At 67.5% G+C, this 19,804-nt stretch carries 21 protein-coding genes; 14 read left to right on the forward strand and 7 right to left on the reverse strand.

The genetic code is table 11. From position 1 onward, the window contains the following. Nucleotides 1-360: 360 nt before the first annotated feature. The 6 genes from P2Q66_RS17415 to P2Q66_RS17440 all read left to right on the forward strand — a co-directional run bounded on the left by P2Q66_RS17415 (nucleotide 361) and on the right by P2Q66_RS17440 (nucleotide 4,509). Nucleotides 361-870 (forward strand): amino-acid N-acetyltransferase, encoded by a 510-nt coding sequence (locus tag P2Q66_RS17415; protein WP_079596844.1) that lies wholly within the window; start codon nucleotides 361-363, stop codon nucleotides 868-870. Between the two features lie 161 nt (nucleotides 871-1,031). Beyond that, on the forward strand, nucleotides 1,032-1,721 hold the full coding sequence (locus P2Q66_RS17420) for an FAD-binding oxidoreductase (protein WP_275730174.1): 690 nt from the start codon (nucleotides 1,032-1,034) through the stop codon (nucleotides 1,719-1,721). Between the two features lie 208 nt (nucleotides 1,722-1,929). Beyond that, the gene (gene dhaK, locus P2Q66_RS17425; RefSeq protein WP_115523967.1) at nucleotides 1,930-2,931 is read left to right on the forward strand and encodes a dihydroxyacetone kinase subunit DhaK; all 1,002 of its coding nucleotides are present in this window, start codon (nucleotides 1,930-1,932) and stop codon (nucleotides 2,929-2,931) included. Between the two features lie 2 nt (nucleotides 2,932-2,933). Then, complete coding sequence (gene dhaL / locus P2Q66_RS17430) at nucleotides 2,934-3,566, forward strand: dihydroxyacetone kinase subunit DhaL (RefSeq protein WP_275730206.1); 633 nt, start codon at nucleotides 2,934-2,936, stop codon at nucleotides 3,564-3,566. After that, nucleotides 3,563-4,258, forward strand: coding sequence for a dihydroxyacetone kinase phosphoryl donor subunit DhaM (dhaM, locus tag P2Q66_RS17435; protein WP_275730176.1), 696 nt, complete (start codon nucleotides 3,563-3,565; stop codon nucleotides 4,256-4,258). Before dhaL ends, dhaM begins: the two co-directional genes overlap by 4 nt. An 80-nt stretch (nucleotides 4,259-4,338) precedes the next feature. Then, nucleotides 4,339-4,509, forward strand: coding sequence for a hypothetical protein (locus P2Q66_RS17440; protein WP_176156831.1), 171 nt, complete (start codon nucleotides 4,339-4,341; stop codon nucleotides 4,507-4,509). Nucleotides 4,510-4,525: 16 nt separating this feature from the next. Here P2Q66_RS17440 and P2Q66_RS17445 read toward each other — a convergent pair whose 3' ends face one another. The 3 genes from P2Q66_RS17445 to P2Q66_RS17455 form a co-directional block, all read right to left on the reverse strand. Then, entirely contained in the window at nucleotides 4,526-5,017 is a 492-nt protein-coding gene (locus P2Q66_RS17445; protein WP_275730179.1) for a hypothetical protein, read from the reverse strand. Between the two features lie 110 nt (nucleotides 5,018-5,127). Further along, nucleotides 5,128-5,559 (reverse strand): DUF3592 domain-containing protein, encoded by a 432-nt coding sequence (locus tag P2Q66_RS17450; RefSeq protein WP_275730180.1) that lies wholly within the window; start codon nucleotides 5,557-5,559, stop codon nucleotides 5,128-5,130. Nucleotides 5,560-5,631: 72 nt separating this feature from the next. Continuing rightward, nucleotides 5,632-6,450, reverse strand: coding sequence for an A/G-specific adenine glycosylase (locus P2Q66_RS17455; RefSeq protein WP_275730207.1), 819 nt, complete (start codon nucleotides 6,448-6,450; stop codon nucleotides 5,632-5,634). Nucleotides 6,451-6,733: 283 nt separating this feature from the next. Here P2Q66_RS17455 and P2Q66_RS17460 point away from each other — a divergent pair, with 283 nt between their 5' ends. After that, nucleotides 6,734-7,426, forward strand: coding sequence for a hypothetical protein (locus tag P2Q66_RS17460; RefSeq protein WP_275730182.1), 693 nt, complete (start codon nucleotides 6,734-6,736; stop codon nucleotides 7,424-7,426). Nucleotides 7,427-7,452: 26 nt separating this feature from the next. Here the strand turns inward: P2Q66_RS17460 and disA are convergent, their stop codons facing one another. Further along, complete coding sequence (gene disA, locus P2Q66_RS17465) at nucleotides 7,453-8,529, reverse strand: DNA integrity scanning diadenylate cyclase DisA (RefSeq protein WP_079596836.1); 1,077 nt, start codon at nucleotides 8,527-8,529, stop codon at nucleotides 7,453-7,455. A gap of 400 nt (nucleotides 8,530-8,929) precedes the next feature. Between disA and P2Q66_RS17470 the strand changes: the two genes are divergently transcribed. Next, entirely contained in the window at nucleotides 8,930-9,952 is a 1,023-nt protein-coding gene (locus P2Q66_RS17470; protein WP_275730185.1) for a DUF808 domain-containing protein, read from the forward strand. A gap of 27 nt (nucleotides 9,953-9,979) precedes the next feature. Here P2Q66_RS17470 and P2Q66_RS17475 read toward each other — a convergent pair whose 3' ends face one another. Both P2Q66_RS17475 and P2Q66_RS17480 read right to left on the reverse strand, forming a co-directional pair. After that, the gene (locus P2Q66_RS17475; RefSeq protein WP_275730187.1) at nucleotides 9,980-10,486 is read right to left on the reverse strand and encodes a 2'-5' RNA ligase family protein; all 507 of its coding nucleotides are present in this window, start codon (nucleotides 10,484-10,486) and stop codon (nucleotides 9,980-9,982) included. Between the two features lie 41 nt (nucleotides 10,487-10,527). Further along, nucleotides 10,528-10,764, reverse strand: a complete 237-nt coding sequence (locus P2Q66_RS17480; RefSeq protein ID WP_275730189.1) for a hypothetical protein — start codon at nucleotides 10,762-10,764, stop codon at nucleotides 10,528-10,530. A 269-nt stretch (nucleotides 10,765-11,033) separates the two neighbouring features. On the opposite strand from P2Q66_RS17480, the gene P2Q66_RS17485 reads away from it, so the two are divergent. The 6 genes from P2Q66_RS17485 to P2Q66_RS17510 all read left to right on the forward strand — a co-directional run bounded on the left by P2Q66_RS17485 (nucleotide 11,034) and on the right by P2Q66_RS17510 (nucleotide 18,966). Further along, nucleotides 11,034-12,647: a peptide chain release factor 3 gene (locus P2Q66_RS17485; RefSeq protein ID WP_275730192.1), complete on the forward strand. Its 1,614-nt coding sequence runs from the start codon at nucleotides 11,034-11,036 to the stop codon at nucleotides 12,645-12,647. A 6-nt stretch (nucleotides 12,648-12,653) separates the two neighbouring features. Continuing rightward, a complete protein-coding gene (locus P2Q66_RS17490) occupies nucleotides 12,654-13,883 on the forward strand; it encodes a beta-ketoacyl-[acyl-carrier-protein] synthase family protein (RefSeq protein ID WP_275730194.1) in 1,230 nt (409 codons plus the stop codon). A gap of 158 nt (nucleotides 13,884-14,041) precedes the next feature. Then, nucleotides 14,042-14,800, forward strand: a complete 759-nt coding sequence (locus P2Q66_RS17495; protein WP_275730196.1) for a 5-oxoprolinase subunit PxpA — start codon at nucleotides 14,042-14,044, stop codon at nucleotides 14,798-14,800. Beyond that, nucleotides 14,797-16,476 (forward strand): 5-oxoprolinase/urea amidolyase family protein, encoded by a 1,680-nt coding sequence (locus P2Q66_RS17500; RefSeq protein ID WP_275730199.1) that lies wholly within the window; start codon nucleotides 14,797-14,799, stop codon nucleotides 16,474-16,476. Before P2Q66_RS17495 ends, P2Q66_RS17500 begins: the two co-directional genes overlap by 4 nt. Further along, nucleotides 16,473-18,206 carry a biotin carboxylase N-terminal domain-containing protein gene (locus P2Q66_RS17505; RefSeq protein ID WP_115523977.1) on the forward strand — a complete coding sequence of 578 codons (1,734 nt, stop codon included), beginning with the start codon at nucleotides 16,473-16,475 and terminating at the stop codon, nucleotides 18,204-18,206. Before P2Q66_RS17500 ends, P2Q66_RS17505 begins: the two co-directional genes overlap by 4 nt. A 46-nt stretch (nucleotides 18,207-18,252) precedes the next feature. After that, nucleotides 18,253-18,966: a GntR family transcriptional regulator gene (locus tag P2Q66_RS17510; RefSeq protein WP_275730203.1), complete on the forward strand. Its 714-nt coding sequence runs from the start codon at nucleotides 18,253-18,255 to the stop codon at nucleotides 18,964-18,966. A gap of 24 nt (nucleotides 18,967-18,990) precedes the next feature. Here P2Q66_RS17510 and P2Q66_RS17515 read toward each other — a convergent pair whose 3' ends face one another. After that, a complete protein-coding gene (locus tag P2Q66_RS17515; RefSeq protein WP_275730208.1) occupies nucleotides 18,991-19,782 on the reverse strand; it encodes a putative hydro-lyase in 792 nt (263 codons plus the stop codon). Nucleotides 19,783-19,804: the final 22 nt, after the last annotated feature.

Here is a 19,804-nt window from a genome sequence, read left to right on the forward strand (position 1 = left end):
AACCGCGGCACATCTCAGAACTCTGTGCAGTCACACCCATATCCGACTACTGAGCATAAGCAGAACTTCAACTCAACCGCCTCATGAAGCGTCTGCTGCTCATCTCCGCTCCGGCGCCGGCGCCATTTGCCGCTTGCTGCTCCTCCGTCGCTTTGACGCAAGCTACACAAATGACCCCGGTGCCCTCGCTTGTGCCGCACAAGGTGCAGCCTGGCAGGCATTTGTGTAGGCGCCGTCAAAGCGAGGAACGAGCAGGCGCCGGCAAAGGTCTGGTTGGCGGCACCGACCTGCCCCTCCCGCGGAAACGGGAGTAGGCGTTCGGTTGGCGGGTGGTCGGCTTGATCGAACTAGGATTGGCCTGTGACTGACTCCTTCCATATCCGGCCTGCCCGCACGAGTGATGTGTCCGCCATCAAGAAGCTGGTGGCGCCTTTGGCGGACCAGCGGATCCTGATGGCGAAGGAGACGGTGGCCTACTACGAAAGCCTGCAGGAGTTCCGGATTGCGGAGTCCAGTGACGGCGACGTCATCGGCTGCGGGGCGCTGCACGTCATGTGGGAGGACCTGGCGGAGGTGCGCACCCTGGCGGCCTCGGAGGACTGGCGCGGCAGGGGAGTGGGGCACGTGCTGGTGGAGAGCCTGCTGGACGAAGCCCGCGCCCTGGGTGTGGCACGCGTCTTCTGCCTGACCTTTGAGGTGGACTTCTTCAAGCGCCACGGCTTCGAGGTCATGGCGGACCAGTCTGCGGTGGACCCGGTGGTGTATTCAGAACTCCTCCGCTCCCACGACGAAGGCGTTGCCGAATTCCTGGACCTTGCCCGGGTCAAGCCGAACACCTTGGGCAACACCCGCATGATCAGGTTCCTTTAGGACCGCGCGGAACCGGGTCAGGGGCGCGAGCGCGGGGTCGTCCCATCGTGCCTAGTACTGTGCCGGATTATGGATGATTTTTCGGCCCTTCCTATCCATCCATTCGATGGATAAACTGGTTGAGGCTTGCTGGGGAGCGGCCCAACTAGTGAAAGCCAGAAATGCACAATCCCCCTACCCATACGGCAAAAACCGAACTGCAGCTGCTTGTCCGCGGCCTGGTTTATGCCCCCGGCGACGCTTCCTACGAATCAGAAGCCGCAGCCTTCAATCTCGCCACCCGGCACACGCCGGACCTGGTCCTGGCCGCAGTCAACGCCGATGACGTCGTGGCTGCGGTCAAGTGGGCCTCTGCCCGCAACATGTCCATTTCCGTCCAGTCCACCGGCCATGGCACCGCGAACGCCATCACTGACGGGCTCCTTATCAGCACCCGCTACATGCTGGAGCTATCCATCGATCCGGAGGAGCAGACTGCCCACGTTGGGGCCGGCGTCCGCTGGCGCGACGTCCTCCATGCGGCTGCACCCTACGGGCTGACCGGCCTGCACGGGTCCACCACCGACGTCGGCGTGATTGGTTACACCCCTGGCGGCGGCTTGCCGCTCATGGGCCGCAAATACGGCTTCGCCTCTGACCATGTCCTGGCTTTTGACCTGGTCGCGCCCGACGGCGAACTGCGGCGTGTGGACGCCGTCAGCGAGCCGCGACTGTTCTCCCTGCTTCGCGGCGGCAAGGGCAACTTCGGAATCGTCACCGCAATGGAGCTCTCTCTCTTCCCGGCCGGCCAACTGTATGCCGGCGGCATTTTTTACGACGGCGCTCACGCCAAAGACGTCCTGGCCAGCTAGCAGCGTCACATACGGCAGGCATTGGCTTTATTCGAGTTGATGGATAAACTACTCGAGGCCAGGAATGGGGGGCCTCAGGAAAGGGACAGTCATTGGGGGCTGTCCCTTTGCTGCGTCTGCCTCCCACCAGCGGAAATCTACCGTCGCGCGGTGTGCCGGTAGTAGGGTCAAAGGGATACCCTCCAGGAACACGGCCAGGAGCACCGCCATGAAAAAGCTCATCAACGATCCGCGGTCTGTCGTCGAAGAATCTGTCCAGGGCTTCGGCCTGGCGCACGCAGGCCTGGTCACCGTCAGCACGGACCCAACGTTCATCACCCGCAAGGACGCGCCGGTGAACCGGAAGGTCGGGCTGGTTTCCGGAGGGGGCAGTGGCCACGAGCCGCTGCACGCAGGCTTCGTGGGGCAGGGAATGCTCGACGCCGCCGTGCCGGGGGCGGTGTTCACCTCACCGACGCCGGACCAGATCCTTCCCGCAACCCTCGCTGTGAACTCAGGCGCCGGCGTCGTGCATATCGTCAAGAACTACACCGGCGACGTGTTGAACTTCGAGACGGCTGCCGAACTGGCCGAAGCGGAAGGCGTTAGTGTCCGCACCGTCCTTGTCAACGACGACGTCGCCGTCGAGGATTCCCTGTACACGGCAGGGCGCCGCGGCGTGGGAGGAACACTGCTGGTGGAGAAGATTGCCGGCGCCGCCGCCGAACGGGGCGACGACCTGGAATCCGTGGCCGGCATCGGTGAGCGCGTCAATGCGAACGTTGGCACGATGGGCGTGGCCCTCTCCGCCTGCACCGTTCCCCACGCCGGGTCACCCAGCTTTGACCTTGGCGAGGATGAGATAGAGATCGGGATCGGAATCCACGGGGAGCCGGGCCGGCACCGCATCCCCATGGAAAATGCGGACGGAATCACCGAACGCCTGCTTGAGCCGGTCCTGGGTGACCTGAAAGTCCAGCCGGGCGACAAGGTGCTGCTCTTCGTCAACGGGATGGGCGGCACTCCGCTCAGCGAGCTGTATATCGTCTACCGGCGGGCCGCGCAGATCCTGGCGGACAGGGGAGCCGTGGTGGAACGCTCACTCGTGGGGAACTACATCACAGCCCTGGAGATGCAGGGCTGCTCCATCTCCGTCCTCCGGCTGGACGATGAACTGACCGAACTGTGGGACGCGCCCGTGCACACCGCAGCGCTGCGCTGGGGCGTGTAGCCGTGGTGCTGGATGTTGTGTGGGCAGTCAAATGGCTGACGCTGTGCGCCCAGGCCATGGCCGAGCACCGCGTTGAACTGATTGAGCTTGACCGCGCAATCGGTGACTCCGACCATGGCGAGAACATGGACCGCGGCTTCCAGGCCGTGCTGGACAAGCTGGCCGAAGCCGCGCCGGAAACACCCGGTGCGGCCCTGAAGCTGACGGCGATGACCCTGATGTCCAAGGTGGGCGGCGCGGCCGGGCCCCTTTACGGTACGGCGTTCCTCCGCGCGGCCGCTGCGCTGGGTGACTCAGCGGAGATCGAACCGGCCGCCTGGGCCGGCGCCCTGGCCGCTGCCCGGGACGGGATCGTGGCCAGGGGCAACGCGGAGCCCGGGGACAAGACGATGGTGGATGCCTGGACGCCCGCAGCCGAGGCTGCCCGGGCCGCTGCCGAGAACGGCGGCCCCGACGTCCTGACCGTTCTGGTGGCGGCTGCGGAGGCTGCTGAAGCCGGGGCTGTGGCCACCGATCCTCTGATGGCGCGGAAGGGCCGGGCCAGTTACCTGGGCGAGCGGAGCATCGGGCACCGGGACCCCGGGGCGGCGTCCACTGCGCTGATTCTTCGGGCTGCGGTGGGGGCGGCTGCGTGACCGTAAGCATTGTGGTGGTCTCCCATAGTGAAAAGATTGCCGACGGCGCCGTGGAACTCGCCGCCCAAATGGCGCCCGACGTCGTGATCGTCGCAGCCGGCGGCACCAGCGACGGCAGGATCGGCACCAGCCTTGAGAAGGTGCTGGCCGCCCTGGACCAGGCCGCCGGCAACGACGGCGCCGTGATCCTCACGGACCTGGGGTCGGCGGTCATGACGGCGGAGTCCGCCCTGGAGTTCGCGGACAGCCCGGCCGGTGTGGTCCTGGCGGACGCGCCGCTGGTAGAGGGGCTGGTGGCGGCCGCCGTCGCGGCGCAGGGCGGAGCGGACCTCCAGGCGGTCCGGCGCGCTGCGGAGACAGCGGGTGGCCCGCCGCGGCGTACCGACGTTCCGCCGCAGCAGGTAGTGGAGGAGGGCTCGGTCACCGGCCAGGGTCCGGCCTGCACCGGCGAGTTCGAACTCATCAACCAGGCCGGAATGCATGCGCGGCCGGCGGCGAAGATCGCCGGCGGGCTGTCCTCGCTGGACGCCGAGGTCACCATCAACGGGGTGGACGGCACTTCCATGACGTCGCTCATGACGCTGGCTGCCGGCAAGGGGTCCTTGCTGCATGTTGAAGCGTGGGGCGTGGACGCCGAACGGGCCGTGAACTACGTGGGCGGGCTGGTGCAGGCGGGCTTCGGCGAGCCGTAGGTTATTCCGCGAGTGCCGAATCGCGACATCGCGGTGTGTTCAGGGCATCTTTGGGGAAAGCTGCGAATAAGCTCGATGCCATGGAACGGCTCCACCTTGACGACAACTCCCCCGAAATTGAAGTGCTGGACGGGCAGATGTCTGTGGAGGAGCTGCTCGCCGAACTGGGCCTGGACTGGGATGCCGAAGCTGCGGCTGCCGGTGCCGCGGGGGAAGCGGGACATCCCTTCAGCCAACCTGCACTGTTCTGAATCAAGCCTTCCCGGGTCAGATCCTCTCGCTAAGGCCGGAGGCGTCCAGGGTCACTGATGCAGTGACGAACCTGCCGCACTGCTCCCCGAAGGGGTACTCACCGCGGGGCCGGAAATCAAGGGTGCGGACAGGCAGGGCCGTCCCGTCGGCGGCGGTCCCGGAAGCAGTTACCGTCATGGGCGATTCCGTCAGCGTCTCCAGCATCAGCGCCCCCACTTTGGTGCCGTCCGGCGAAGCCGTTGCGGAACAGACGCCGTCCGGGGTGCAGCCCTGGTCAATTGAGGCGCTCCCGGGATGCAGCTCGACGCCGGATTCCTTGCAGGTGCCGTCCTGGCATGCCTTGAGGTTGAGAGCGCCAACCTGCGGCGCATAGTCCGCCGCGACCGTCACGGAAACAGCCGTCGCCTGCGCGATGGCAGGGCAGGGGACCGCGCCGGGGCCGGGCCCGCATCCGGAGGCGAGTCCCGCCGTCGTCATCAATGCCAAAAGCAGCCCCGGCTTGCGCATACTTCAGCGTAGGACCGGCCCGCGCAAGTGTTCCCCGGAGCGGCCAAACTGGTACCGGCATTGTTATGGCTGCAGGCCTGTCGACAGCCAAAAAGAGACCGGGCGCCGCGTCAGCCCACCGGGAAGATGCCGATGAACCAGAACAGGGCGATGGCAAAGACGGCAAAGAACGGGATGAGGCAGCCGAGCGTGGTCCGCGGGGCCGACGAAACCTGCAGCGATTCATTCGGGTCGGCGGGGTTGTAGGCCACCTCAATGAGCGAACCGGGAACGGGCTGGGCGGCAAGGGAGATCTCGGACCTGCCCATGAACAGGGTGCCACGGGTGTCGGTGAACTGGTAGGTGGGGAAGAAGCGACGGTTCCGGCTGGAGCCGCCGCCGCCGCTTGTCCAACCAGCCACGCTGCCGGTCACTGTAGCCTGCGCCTTCGGCCAGCCCGTCATGAGCTGCTCTTGGCGCCTGGTCTTCCGCGCCGCATGGATCAGTGCAAAGACGGCGGCGGCGACGAACAGCGCCCACACGATGTACAGGATGATTTTCATGGCTTCCCCCCGGCTCCGGTCACCAAGAAGTATGCCAGGTCAGGCATAATTGCACGTCAAATCCTGGTGGGCTCAGGCAGGAAGCCGGTATCCGCCGTCGTGAATTTCGGCGAGTCCGTCCGCGAGCAGCCCCGACAGGGAACGTTCCAGCTGCTCGGGGGGCGGGTTCAGCCGGTGCAGGGCTGCCAGCGGCACGCCGATTCCTTCGGGAGCAAAGCCCAGGTCGGCGGGCTCATGGGTGAACATCTCGGCCGGCACGGGCGTTTCAGCCACGCGCAGCACGGCTATCACGGCGCCGCGGACCTGGCGGTCAGTGCCGTGCCAGGCCTGGCCTTTGGGGACGTACGACGGCGGCGGCTCACCTGCCGCGAGCCATGCACAGGAGTCCCTCACAGGGCAGGCGGAACATTTTGGCGCACGCGCGGTGCATACCAAGGCGCCCAGCTCCATGACCGCGGCGTTCCAGCGCACGGACGTGCCGTCGTCGTCCGGCAGAAGGGAGGCGGCAAGGCGCATCTCCGCTGCCGTCAGCGCCGGGGCGGGAAGCGCGACGCCGGAAACCAGACGTGCGTGGACGCGGCGGATGTTGGTGTCCACCACCGTCTCCCGGCGGCCGTAGGCGAACGCCGCGACGGCTGCGGCGGTGTAACTTCCCACGCCGGGAAGAGCCAGCAGTTCCGCGTAGGTGTCAGGGACCTTGCCTCCGTGGTCCTGGACGATGGCAACTGCCGCCGCGTGCAGGCGAAGGGCGCGGCGGGGGTATCCCAGCCTGCCCCATGAGCGGACCGCCTCACCGGCAGGTTCACCTGCCAGGCCTGCCGGTGTGGGCCAGCGTTTGAGCCATTCCTGCCAGACCGGCAGCACGCGGACCACGGGCGTCTGCTGCAGCATGATCTCGCTGACCAGCACGCCCCACGCGGAGCATGCGGGTTCGCGCCAGGGCAGGTCCCGGGCGGTTTCGGCGAACCAGCCGGTGATCCTGCTGTGCAGCTGCTGAAGCTCCACGCCGCTTCCCTGCAGTGTTGCGGGCGCGGCCGGAGGGGGAGTCTTAGTGTCGATCCCAACACTGTAATGGATGTGTTCCGGGAGCCTGAAAAGCGGATGTGACCAGAGCAATGGCGGCCCGGCGGCGTGGTGGCCAGGCAGAACCGGTGCGCTTCTCTAGCCTAGGAGGATGGGCAGGCAAGGGGATTCATCAGCGCGCGGCAAAGCATCGGCATCCGGTTCCAGCAGCGTCCGGAAGGCCAGCCCTGCCGTTTACCGCCGCCGCCGGCTGTTTGCGGGCGGCGCGCTGCTGATGGTCATCGCCCTGGTGGTCAGCGGGTTCGCCCTGGCGGGAGTGTTTTCGGGGTCCGAACAGGCCTCGTCCACGGATCCCGCGGGCAGCCCTGCGGCTTCAGAGTCGCCAACCGCCACGCCTGAACCGTCCGCGTCCGCCTCCGCACCGCCCGCCACACCCACTCCTTCCCCCACGCCCACGTGCAACCAGAACCTGGTTACGGTCTCCGCTTCCACGGACAAGGCCGCGTACGGTCCGGAGGAAAACCCCATGCTGACACTGAAGGTGACCAACGGCGGCACCATGCCGTGCCAGGTCAACATCGGCACCTCCCAGATGGAATTCCTGGTGACCAGCGGGCCGGACCGCATCTTCTCGTCGCGGGATTGCCAGGCCACCAGCGAGGACCTGGTGAAGACCATCGCACCCGGCGCGAGCGAGACGGCCAACTTCCCGTGGTCCCGGAACAGGACCGTGGAGGGCTGCCAGGCGGTGGAGTCCAAGCCGGGAACCGGCGGGGCGTACTACATCTTCACCGCGAAGCTCGGTTCGAAGGCCAGCCCCAAGGCTGTTTTCCAGCTGAACTGAGGCTCACGACGGCTCCGGAGGGCTGCCTAGAGGAAGCGGTCCAGCAGGCTTGCCTCAGCCATGCGGCTCAGGCCTTCGCGGACTGTCCGGGCGCGCTGGTCGCCGATCCCGTCCACGGTCATGAGGTCGTCGATGGTGGCGGCCATCAGGAACTGCAGCCCCCCGAAGTGGTCCACCAGGCGGTCGGCGACGGCCTTGGGTACTGCCTTCAGGCCGGACAGGAGGCGGTAGCCGCGGGGCTGGACCACGGCGTCAAGGTTGGCTTCACCGCCGGCGAAGCCAACAATCCCGGAGATTTTGCCGAGGTCGATCAGCTCGGTGGGGCCGAGGTTCACCAGCTCGCTGACGGCCTTTTCGATGTCCTCGGCGGAGGCATCCGGGCTTGCATAGTCGCGGATGATGACGTCGCTGCCCGGCCCGCGGCCCACGGTCAGTTCGTCAAGCTGCAGCGAGAGCAGGCGGCCATCCTCGCCGAGTTCCAGGACGTACTGGGAGATCTCCTCCGAGATGCGGCGGACCATTTCCTGCCGCTGCAGTGTGACAGCGACGTCCCGTACGGTGACCATTGCTTCGATCTCGAGGGCCGAGAGTGAGCTGGTGACCTGGTCCAGGCGGGAGCGGTAGCGTTCCAGGGTTGCCAATGCCTGGTTGGCCCGGGCCAGGACCTTTTCCGAGCCTTCCAGCACGTGGCGCAGGCCGTTCACGTAGAGGGCGATGATCTGCATGGACTGGCTGACCGAGATCACGGGAACGCCGGTCTGGATGGCCACGCGTTCCGCGGTGCGGTGCCGGGTGCCGGATTCCTGCGTTTCGATGCTTGAGTCCGGGACAAGCTGGACGGCGGCGCGGAGGATGTTTCCGGCGTCCTTGTCGCAGATGATGGCGCCGTCCATCTTGGCGAGTTCGCGGAGGCGGGTGGGGGAGAAGTCGATGCCGATATCGAACCCGCCGGAACAGATGGAGTCGATGGTCCGGTCCGAGCCCAGGACAATCAGCGCGCCGGTCCGCCCCCGCAGGATCCGCTCGAGGCCGTCACGGAGGGGGGTTCCGGGTGCCACCCTGCCCAGAGTTGCCCTGAGTGACTCTTCGGGGCTCCGCGCCATAGGTGTTCCCTTCAAAGGTGCGGACCGCCGCCCGCAAGAATGCCGGCTTTATTGGATGGCCGGCAGGATCTGAAAATGCTCAGTTTCCCGCAAGCTCAATGATAGGGGTAAGAAACCCCAACTTCCGCACGGGCAAGCCCCAAAGTGCCCCATTAGGGGCTGCTGCGGAAGCCGCTGGAAGCGCGTTCCGCGGCGGGTGCCCGAAAGGCACTTTGGCTTGGACCTGCTTCCGGACGGAGAAGCAGGTTGGGTGCACCCGGGCGCTGGCACCCTCCCTGTTAACGCTCATGCTCTCACCCACGGCAGTCCCGCCGTCATATACTCCAAACATGCCAAACACGCGCCTGAACCGACGCATCTCCGCCCAGCCGTCCGCCGTCGCGCAGCACGGGGACCTCCTGTGAGCGGCGGTCTCGTCGCCCTGCTGGACGATGTCGCAGCCCTGGCCCGCATCGCGGCAGCCTCGGTGGACGACGTCGCGGCCGGCGCCGCCAAGGCAGGCGCCAAGGCCGCCGGCGTGGTGATTGACGACGCCGCCGTCACACCGCAGTACGTGTCCGGGAGGGACCCGTCCCGCGAACTTCCCATGATCAAGAAGATCTTCTGGGGCTCACTGCGGAACAAGCTGCTCATCATCCTGCCGGCGCTGCTGCTGGTGAGCGCCTTCGTCCCCTGGGCCATCCCGTTCATCCTGATGCTGGGCGGCACCTACCTCTGCTACGAGGGTGCCGAAAAGGTCTGGCACAAGCTCCGCGGCCACCACACCGCCGAGGAGGACGCACCGGCGGTGGACCGCGGACCGGGCGCGGAAGCCAAGGTGGTCAAGGGCGCCATCACCACCGACTTCATCCTGTCCTGCGAAATCATGGTCATCTCGATGAACGAGGTGGCCGATGAATCCCTGTGGGTCCGCGCACTCATCCTGGTAGTGGTGGCTCTCGTCATCACGGTGCTGGTCTACGGTGCCGTTGCCCTCATCGTCAAGATGGACGACATCGGCCTCCACCTGACCACCAAGGACTCTGCCGGCTCCAAGCGCTTTGGCGAGCTGCTTGTCAAGGGGATGCCCGCCGTTCTGGCCGGGATCACGTTTGTGGGGACGATCGCCATGCTGTGGGTGGGCGGCCACATCATGCTGCAGGGTGCACACGACCTTGGCTGGCACGCCCCTTACGACCTGGTCCATGTCCTGGAGAAGCCCTTCGCCGGCATCGCCGTAGTTGGCGGCTTCCTGGCCTGGCTTGTGAACACGTTGTGCTCGGCCGTCGTCGGCCTGGCCTGGGGCCTCGTCGTCATGGCTGTTGTGCACCCCCTGCTGAAAGCGCTGTCCATTGGCAAGAAAAAGGGCGGGCACGAGGAAGGCGACATCCGCGCCGAACTCGCCGGCTATAAGCCGACGAAACCTCACGATCCCGCCTCTTAGGTTCCGGCCGGTACGCCCAAGCCAGACCTAGGGGTGGCTTCCCAGTGACGTGACGGTCTTGGTGCCGCTGTCCCACAGCCTGGCGTTGGTGCATTCGCCTTCCAGCCGCAGGTCGAGAAGTTCTGCTGCCCTGCCGAGCAGGTGAGGCGGGACGCGGCGGGCGAGGGTGACATGCGGTGTCCAGGCATCGGGCCGCGTGAGGGGTACGGCTCCAGCCGCCGCCTCATGCACGAGGCGATGCAGTTCCAGAAGCTGCCGGGTCAGCACGATGGACCGGGAGAGAACGTACTTTCCCGGACCGCCCGGAAAAACGAGGACACCGGAAAACTCAACAGGAACCGGCAGCATCTGCAGAAACCCCTGGCTTTCGCCGGACAGCTGCAGGCCGGCACCCGCCGCGAGGGTGATGTGCGGGCGGTTGCTGGGGGCCGTGTGGGCAGCAAGGCTGGACACGTCCGCCCCGGCGAGCCTGGCCCAGTCGGACCTGATGCGGGCGTCCGTATCGTCGTCGAACGTCAACTCGATACTGCGCATGCACCCATCATGCCGCTACAGGCCATAAACACCAGGAAGCGTCACCGGGAGCGTGTGCGCTCCCGCAGCATCCGTTCCAGATCCCTGCTGACTTTCACAAGGGACGCGGCGCGGAGCGCCTTCTGTTCAGCCAGCGTCTGCGTCCCGCGGCGCGGGGGCCTGCCGCCTGCACCGTCCACGGATTCGCTGCCGCGCACACCGGCGCCACCGCCGGGTGCTGACAGCCCGCCCGCAAGGGGATCAAAAAAGAGGTTGCCCGAAAAAGAGATACCGTGCACGGCTGATCAGTTCCTTTCCCCGCAGGATGTGCAACTGCCGCGGAAGGCATTGCCACGCGTCATCATGCGGCCACGGTAGCGGGGACTCATTTCGCGGCTTTGAACTGCTGGTTTCGGCGGCGTTAAGCGGGACCGCTGGGATTTGCCGCGCTGCGATAAACTGGAACTTGGCTTTCCGCCAGCCCGTTTCCCGGCCCCGGGCCCCAGCGCCCCGGTGCGCAGTGCCCGAAAGGCGCCCGGGCAGTCCCACCCGCAGCGAAAGTAGCACCGTGTCCCAAGATGTCCTGACCCCCGCCCGGATCTCGGCGATTCACAAAGAGGCAGGCCGCCGTCGGACCTTTGCTGTCATCTCGCACCCTGACGCCGGCAAGTCCACGCTGACCGAGGCGCTTGCACTGCACGCCAAGGTGATCGGCACGGCCGGCGCCTCCAGCGGCAAGGCGAACCGCAAGGAGACCGTCTCGGACTGGATGCAGATGGAAAAGGACCGCGGCATCTCCATCAGCTCGGCCGCCCTGCAGTTCTCCTACCGGGACACCGTCATCAACCTGCTGGACACCCCCGGCCACGCCGACTTCTCCGAAGACACCTACCGCGTGCTCGCCGCCGTCGACTGCGCCGTGATGCTGGTGGACGCCGCCAAGGGCCTGGAAACCCAGACCATGAAGCTGTTCGAGGTCTGCAAGCAGCGCAACCTTCCCATCATCACCGTCATCAACAAGTGGGACCGCCCCGGCCTGGACGCCCTGGCCCTGATGGACGAGATTACCGAGCGCACCGGCCTGCAGCCCATGCCCCTGACCTGGGCGGTGGGAATCTCCGGCGATTTCCGCGGCGTGTGGGACCTGCGCAATGACCGCTTCGCCCGGTTCCAGCGCAACAACGCCGGCGCGCAGATCGCCATCACCGAATACTTCACCCCCGAGGAAGCGGCGGAAAGCCAGGGCAGCAACTGGTCGGACGCCGTGGACGAGGCCGGCCTGGTGATCGAATCGAACCTCGAGTTCGACGTCGAGAGCTTCCACGCCGGCAAGGCCACCCCCATCCTGTTCAGCTCCGCCGCGCTCAACTTCGGCGTCAAGGAACTGCTGGACGCGCTGGTGGACTTCGCCCCGCCCGCAGCGCCCCGCCCGGACGTGGAAGGCACCCCGAGGCCCGTCGAATCACCGTTCTCCGGCTTCGTCTTCAAGGTCCAGGCCGGCATGAACAAGGCCCACCGCGACCATGTGGCCTTCATCCGCGTCTGCTCCGGCGTCTTCGAGCGCGGCATGGTGGTCACCCAGACCCGCACCGGCAAGTCCTTCGCCACCAAATACGCGCAGCAGGTGTTCGGCCGGGAACGCGAAGTCATTGACGAGGCCTACCCCGGCGACGTGGTGGGCCTGGTCAACGCCTCCTCCCTGCGCGTCGGCGACAGCCTGTTCCTGGAGGAACCGGTGGAGTACCCCGCCATCCCGTTGTTCGCTCCCGAGCACTTCCAGGTTGCGCGCTCCAAGGACCCCAGCAAGTTCAAGCAGTTCCGCCGCGGCATCGAACAGCTCGAGCACGAGGGCGTCATCCAGGTGCTCCGCTCCGACGTCCGCGGAGACCAGGCGCCCGTGCTCGCCGCCGTCGGCCCCATGCAGTTCGAAGTGGTGGAGGACCGCATGGCCCACGACTTCAGCGCCCCCATGCGCCTGGAGCGCCTGCCGTACTCACTGGCCAGGATTTCGACGGCGGATGCCATGCCGGCGCTGGCAAACGTGCCGGGCGCCGAGGTGCTTTTGCGGTCAGACGGCGAATACCTCGCACTGTTCAACGACGTCTGGGCACTGCGGCGGATCGAAAAGAACCACCCGGACCTCACCCTGGTGCCCATCGGCACCCACAACCCCGCGAAGTAGGGCGACATGACAGCATCACAACCACGCGCGCTGGTCACCGGTGCCGGGACCATCAACCCGCTCGGATCGTCGGTGGCCGAAACCTGGACGGCCCTCCTGGCCGGGCAGTCCGGCATCGCCGCCCTGGAGGAGGAATGGGCTGAGCAGCTGCCCGTCAGGATCGCCGGCCAGGCGCCCGCGGACCTTTCGGAGCACCTGAGCACCCGCGAGATCAAGCGGATGGACCGCTGCGGCCAGCTCGCGCTCATTGCCGCACGGGAAGCGTGGAAGCAGGCCGGCGCCCCTGAGGTGGACCCGGAACGCTTCGCCGTGGTGATCGGCTCCGCGTACGGCGGCCTTGGCTCCACCCTGGAACAGGACCGCACCCTCGCGGAATCCGGGCCCCGCAAGGTGTCTCCCCATACCCTGACCCGGCTCATGGTCAACGGCCCCGCGGCCTGGGTATCCATCGACCTCGGCGCCCGCGGCGGCGCCCGCACGCCCGTCAGCGCCTGCGCATCCGGCGCCGAGGCGATTGTCCAGGCAGCCGAGATGATCCGCTCCGGCGCTGCCGACGTCGTGATCGCCGGCGGCGTTGACGCCTCCGTCAACGACCTGGTGATCACCGGCTTCTCCCAGATCCGCGCACTGTCCACCCGCTCCGACGACCCACAGCGGGCCTCGCGCCCGTTCGACGGCGGCCGGGACGGCTTTGTTCTCGCGGAAGGCGCCGGCGTGGTGGTGCTGGAAAGCGAAGAGCACGCCCGCGCCCGCGGCGCTTCGGTGCTGGGAGCCGTAGCCGGCGGCGCGGTCACCTCCGACGCCAACGACATCGTGGCGGCAGACCCCGCCATGCAGCGGCGCGTGATGCAGAAGGCGCTGGAATCGGCCGGCATGCAGCCCGCGGACATCGGCTTCGTCCACGCCCACGCCACCTCCACCCCGGTGGGGGACCGGCTCGAAGGCCAGGCCATCAACGCGATCTTCGGCGCGGACGTGCCCGTCACCTCCACCAAGGGGCACACCGGCCACCTGCTGGGCGGGGCCGGCGCGCTGGCCGCCGTCGTTGTGCTTGAAGCCCTGCGGACAGGCCAGCTTCCGGGCACCCTGAACGTTGAGGCGCAGGACCCCGAAGTGGACCTGAACGTCATCACCGAGGAAGCGCACGCCCTGCCGGCGGGAAACCCCCGGGCCGGCCTGGTGAACGCCTTTGGTTTCGGCGGGCACAGTGTCGCCTTGGTGATCACCGGGGAGTAAGCACAGCAACGCGGGGTCACTACGGGCCCAATCCGAGGTGCGGATTGGGCCGAAAGTGACCCCGCGTTGCTTTAACCAGACTGCGGTAAAAAGATTGTTGAACAATCTTGGTTCGTAAGGCATGATGGATGAAGAATCCAACCTGAGACGAGGGTCACATGCCTTTCATCGATCTGAACAGCGACGTCGGGGAATCCTTCGGCAACTGGACCATGGGCGACGATGCCGCCGTCTTCCGCCACGTGACCAGCGCCAACGTGGCCTGCGGCTTCCACGCCGGCGATCCCTCCACCATTGCCCGAACTTGCCGGGACGCTGTCGCTGCCGGCGTCACCATCGGTGCGCACGTGGGCTACCGTGACCTTGCCGGCTTCGGCCGCCGGTTCCTAGACTGCTCCGCCACCGAGCTTGCCGATGATGTCCTGTACCAGCTCGGCGCGCTGCAGGCACTTGCCCGCGCAGCCGGCGCCGAGGTCAAGTACGTCAAACCCCACGGTGCCCTCTACAACACCATCGTGCACCACGAGGTCCACGCCCAGGCCGTGGTGGACGCCGTTCATGCGTTCAACCCGCACCTCCCGCTGCTGCTCCTCCCGGCCGCCGTTGCAGCGAAAAAGGCCGCTGCCCGGGGCCTTACGTCGCTCTCCGAAGCCTTCGCGGACCGCGCCTACAACCCCGACGGAACCCTCGTCTCCCGCCGGGAGGAAGGTGCCGTACTGCACGACCACAGCGCCATCACCGAGAACATGGTCCGGCTCGCCACCGACAGGACGATCATTGCCCGTGACGGGTCCGTGCTGCAGGTCCAGGCGGACAGCATCTGCGTCCACGGTGACACCCCGGGCGCCGTTGCCATGGCCGGAGCCGTACGCGCGGGGCTCGAACAAGCCGGCGTGACCGTCCGGAGCTTTGTATGAGCATCATAGGCCTCCGCTGGGCCGGCCCCCGTGCGGTCCTCGTGGAACTGACCGACCTCGCATCGGTGCTCGCCCTGCACCACCGGCTGGAGGCCGAACCCCTGCCCGGCCAGCTCGATGCCATCGCCGGCGCAGCCACCGTGCTGGTCAAGTTTGCTTCCCGGTTCCACACCGGCGCCGCCCGCGAACTGCTTCCGAACCTTGACCTCACGGCCCGCCACCATGGCACCGGCAACGAGGTCACCATTGAAGTGGTGTACGACGGTGAAGACCTCGCCGAAGTGGGCCGGCTTACCGGGCTGGGTGCCGACGGCGTGATTGCCGCCCACACCGGGCAGGCATGGACCGGGGCGTTCGGCGGCTTCGCCCCCGGCTTCACCTACCTGGTGGGCGAGAACGGCTCGCTGAACGTGCCCCGCCGCAGCTCGCCCCGCACCGCCGTGCCCGCCGGCTCCGTGGCGCTTGGCGGCGCATTCTCCGCCGTCTACCCGCGTCAGTCCCCGGGCGGCTGGCAGCTCCTCGGCCACACCAGCGCGGTGATGTGGGACCTGGGCCGGGAGTCCCCGGCACTGGTCCGCCCGGGAGATACCGTCCGCTACGTCGCGGTGCGGGAAGCAGTGGCAGCCCCCTCAGCTAAAGAGGCCAAGCCGGCTGCTCCAGAAAACACGGAATCCCGCTCCGGGCTCACCGTCCAGGCCCCGGGGCTGCAGTCCCTGGTCCAGGACCTGGGCCGGCCCGGTTTCGGAGACCTCGGTGTCTCCGTGTCCGGCGCCGCCGACCAGCGCTCCGTCCGCCAGGCCAACCGCCTGGCAGGCAACGAACCCGATGCCGCCGTCGTCGAAAACCTCCTCGGCGGCCTCACTGTGCGGGCGAATGGCGACCAGGTGCTGGCTGTTGCCGGTGCTCCGGCTGTCCTTGAAATCCGCGACGAATCCCGGACGCTCCTGCGGCACCCGGCCATGCATACACCCTTTGCCCTGCTCGACGGCGAGACACTCACCATCGGTCCGCCCAGCGCCGGCGTGCGGAGCTACCTGGCCGTGCGCGGCGGGTTCTATGTTCCCCAGGTCCTGGGCAGCCGTTCCAGCGATTCGATGTCCGGCATCGGACCGGCCCCGCTGGCGGCGGGGACTTTCCTGCCCGTTGCCCCGATAACAGGAGTCCGGCCGGTGGGAATACCGGAGGACGGCATGCTGGAAGACGGATCATCGACCACCACTCTGCGCGTGACACTCGGCCCCCGTGACGACTGGTTCGACGCCGAAGCCATCGGTCTCTTCACCGGCCAGCAGTGGCTGGTCACCGAGCAGTCCAACCGGATCGGTGTCCGGCTCGCCCCGCCGGAGGAGGGCCGCGCCCTTGAACGCGCCCGGGACGGTGAACTGCCCAGTGAAGGAACGGTGGCCGGGGCACTGCAGATGCCGCCCAACGGACACCCGGTCCTGTTCCTGGCCGACCACCCGGTGACCGGCGGATACCCGGTGATCGCCGTCGTCGTGCCCGAAGACCTGCCCCTGGCTGCGCAGTTGCCGCCCGGGCGCCACGTGGAGTTCACCATCGTGGACCCCCGCACCCTGGAGCCTGTTGACCAGGAAGTTGTTGACCAGGCAGCCCGCCAGGAAACCCCCCGTGAATCAGCCGTAGGCGCCACCGCGTTTGAAGGAAGCCAGCCATGAAAAAAGTCCTGATTGCCAACCGCGGCGAAATTGCAGTGCGGATTGCCCGGGCGTGCTCGGACTCCGGGCTCGGGTCCGTCGCCGTCTACTCCGACCCGGACGCCGACAGCCTGCACGTGCGGCTCGCTGACGAGGCGTACGCTCTGGGCGGCACCGCCAGCGCCGAAACGTACCTGGACATCGCCAAGCTCCTGGACGCCGCCAAGCGCTCAGGTGCGGACGCCATCCACCCCGGCTACGGGTTCCTCTCCGAGAATGCGGACTTTGCCGAAGCCGTCATCAATGCTGGCCTGGCGTGGGTGGGTCCGTCGCCCGATTCGATCCGTGCCCTGGGCAACAAGGTGACCGCCCGGGAGATCGCCGTCCGGGCCGGCGCGCCGCTTGTGCCCGGCAGCGACGGACCCGTAGCCAATGCCGAGGAAGTGCTGGCCTTCGCCCGGGAATACGGCCTGCCGGTGGCCATCAAGGCCGCGTTCGGCGGCGGCGGCCGGGGACTGAAGGTGGCCCGGCGGATGGAGGACGTGGAAGACGCGTTCGAATCCGCGGTCCGTGAATCCACTGTGGCGTTCGGCCGCGGCGAGTGCTTTGTGGAGCGGTTCCTGGACCAGCCCCGGCACGTCGAAGCGCAGGTCCTGGCCGATACCCACGGCAACGTGGTGGTCCTGGGAACCCGCGACTGCTCGCTGCAGCGCCGCAACCAGAAGCTCGTGGAGGAAGCCCCGGCACCGTTCCTCACAGTGGAGCAGCGCTCGCTGATCCACGAATCCGCCAAGGCGATCTGCCGGGAAGCGGACTACCACGGCGCCGGGACCGTCGAGTTCCTGGTGGGCAAGGACGGGATCATCTCCTTCCTTGAGGTGAACACCCGCCTGCAGGTGGAGCATCCCGTCACCGAAGAAACGTCCGGCGTGGACCTGGTCCGCGAGCAGTTCCGCATCGCCGCCGGCGGCGTCCTTGGCATCACGTCCGACCCCGAGCCCCGCGGCCATGCCATCGAATTCCGGCTCAATGCCGAGGACCCGGCCCGCGGCTTCCTCCCCGGCCCGGGCACCATTGAGGCCTTTGAACCGCCCACCGGCGCCGGCATCCGCGTCGACTCCGGCGTCCGGTCCGGCTCCGTGGTCCCGGGTGAATACGATTCCCTGCTCGCCAAGCTCATCGTCCACGGCGAGGACCGGCCGCAGGCGCTCCGCCGCGCCGCCGCCGCGCTCGAGGAGATGCGCATCGTGGGGCTGCCCACCGTCCTGCCGTTCCACCGTGCCGTGGTCCGCCATCCCGCCTTCACGGCCGAGGAAGGACTGGGCGTGCACACCACCTGGATCGAGAATGAATTCGCGGAGCAGCTGGCGGCCTCTCCGGAGATAGCCCGCACCCAGCCCGGTGCCGCCCGCAGGACCTTCACGGTGGAGCTGGACGGCAAGGCCGTGCAGCTCGGGTTGCCGGCGAAGCTGTACGAAGCCCTGCTCAGCGGAGGCGGCGGCGCAGGCCACTCCTCTGCGGCGGCCGAGGAAGAGGACGACGCCGAACTCGCCTCACCGATGTCAGGTTCCCTGGTGAAATGGGTGGCCGAGGATGGCGAACACGTTGAGGCCGGCCAGCCGGTGGCCGTGCTGGAGGCGATGAAGATGGAAACCGTGGTGCCCGCCCACCGCAGCGGCACCCTGGCGCGGGGCCCGCAGGAGCCCGGCAACGTCGTCGGCCGCGGTGACGTCCTTTGCCGGATCGCATAGCGGCCGCCTGAACTGGGGAAGGCCAATCTTTCGATAGATTGGAACGATGCCCATGAACGCAGCACTCCAGGGGATCGCCGACGGCGCCCAGGCAGCCCACGCCCACACGGGGGCGTGGGTAGCCAGCGTGCTCCGCTCGCGCATTTCGGCCGGTGAGCTTCCGCCGGGGACCAAACTTTCCGAGCAGAAGCTCTCTGAAGCCCTCGGCGTTTCCCGGAACACCCTGCGGGAGGCCTTTACGGTCCTGGCCGGGGAGTCGATGGTGCAGCGGATTCCCAACCGGGGCGTCTATGTTGCCGCTCCCGGAGCTGAGGATGTGCGGGAGATCTACCGGGTTCGCCGGCTGATCGAGCCGGCCGCCGTCCAATGGGGCGAGATGCCGCCCGGGGCGCTGGAACACCTGGAGGCCATTGTTGCCAGGGCGCAGGCGGCCAAGGCTGCCAACTCGGTGCCCGACATGGCCGACGCCAACCAGGAGCTGCACAAGGCCCTGGTGGCCCTGTCCGGCAGCGCATCACTGTCCGAGCTGATGGAAAAGGTGCTCGCGGAAATGCGCCTGGTCTTCCATGCAATGGCCACCACGCCTGACTTCCACAGCCACTACGTGGACCGGAACGTCGCCCTGGTGCAGCAAATCCGTGCCGGCCAGCGCGAAGAGGCAGCCGCCGAGCTCCGGCGCTACCTGGACACCGCTGAGCATGAGCTGCTGGTCCATATCGGCGCTGTCCCGGCCGGGCCGGCCGCCGTGGACCCTGCCTAAGCTGCCTGGCTTCTGCAGCAGTGCCTAGGGCACCAGGTAGGAGCTGTCCCGGGCGTCCGTAATCAGCATGTGCCCCGGCGCGTGCCCGATGGCCAGTGCCGGCCGGGATTCCATCACCATTGCCTGCGGGGTCACCCCGCATGCCCAGAACACCGGAATGTGCCCCTCCGGAATCCGGACGGGATCGCCGAAGTCGGGACGGGACAGGTCCGCAATGCCAATCTCGGACGGATTGCCCACGTGGACCGGGGCGCCATGGACGGCGGGGTAGCGCGACGTGATGCGGACGGCGTCGGCCACCTGCGAGGCCGGAACAGGCCGCATGGACACTACCAGCGGCCCGGCCAGGGCGCCGGCCGGTTCGCAGCGGACGGAGGTCCGGTACATCGGGACGTTGACGCCCTGGTCGATGTGGGCGATGCGGATGCCGCCCTCCTGCAGCGCGGCCTCGAACGTGAAGCTGCAGCCCACGATGAAGGTGACCAAGTCATCCCGCCAGTACTCCGTGATGTCCGTTGGCTCGTCCACCTTCACGCCGTTTTCGTAGACGGCGTACTTCGGCACGTCAGTCCGGATGTCACCGCCGGCGAGCAGCGCACTGCTCGTCTCGCCGGCGTCGAGCACCCCCAGGACGGGGCACGGCTTGGGGTTCCGCTGCGCGAACAGCAGCACGTCGAAGGCCTGCGCCTTCGGAACGATCATCAGGTTGGCCTGCGTGTAGCCTGCACTCCACCCTGACGTGGGCGTCACCAGGCCAGCCCGGAAGAGGGCCCGCGCCTGGGCGGGGGACAACGCGGCCGGGTTCTCCGGACGCACGACGGCGGCGGGCGGGTTTGCG

Origin of the sequence: Arthrobacter sp. Cr_A7 (genome assembly GCF_029222765.1) — a bacterium.
GTDB lineage: Bacteria > Actinomycetota > Actinomycetes > Actinomycetales > Micrococcaceae > Arthrobacter.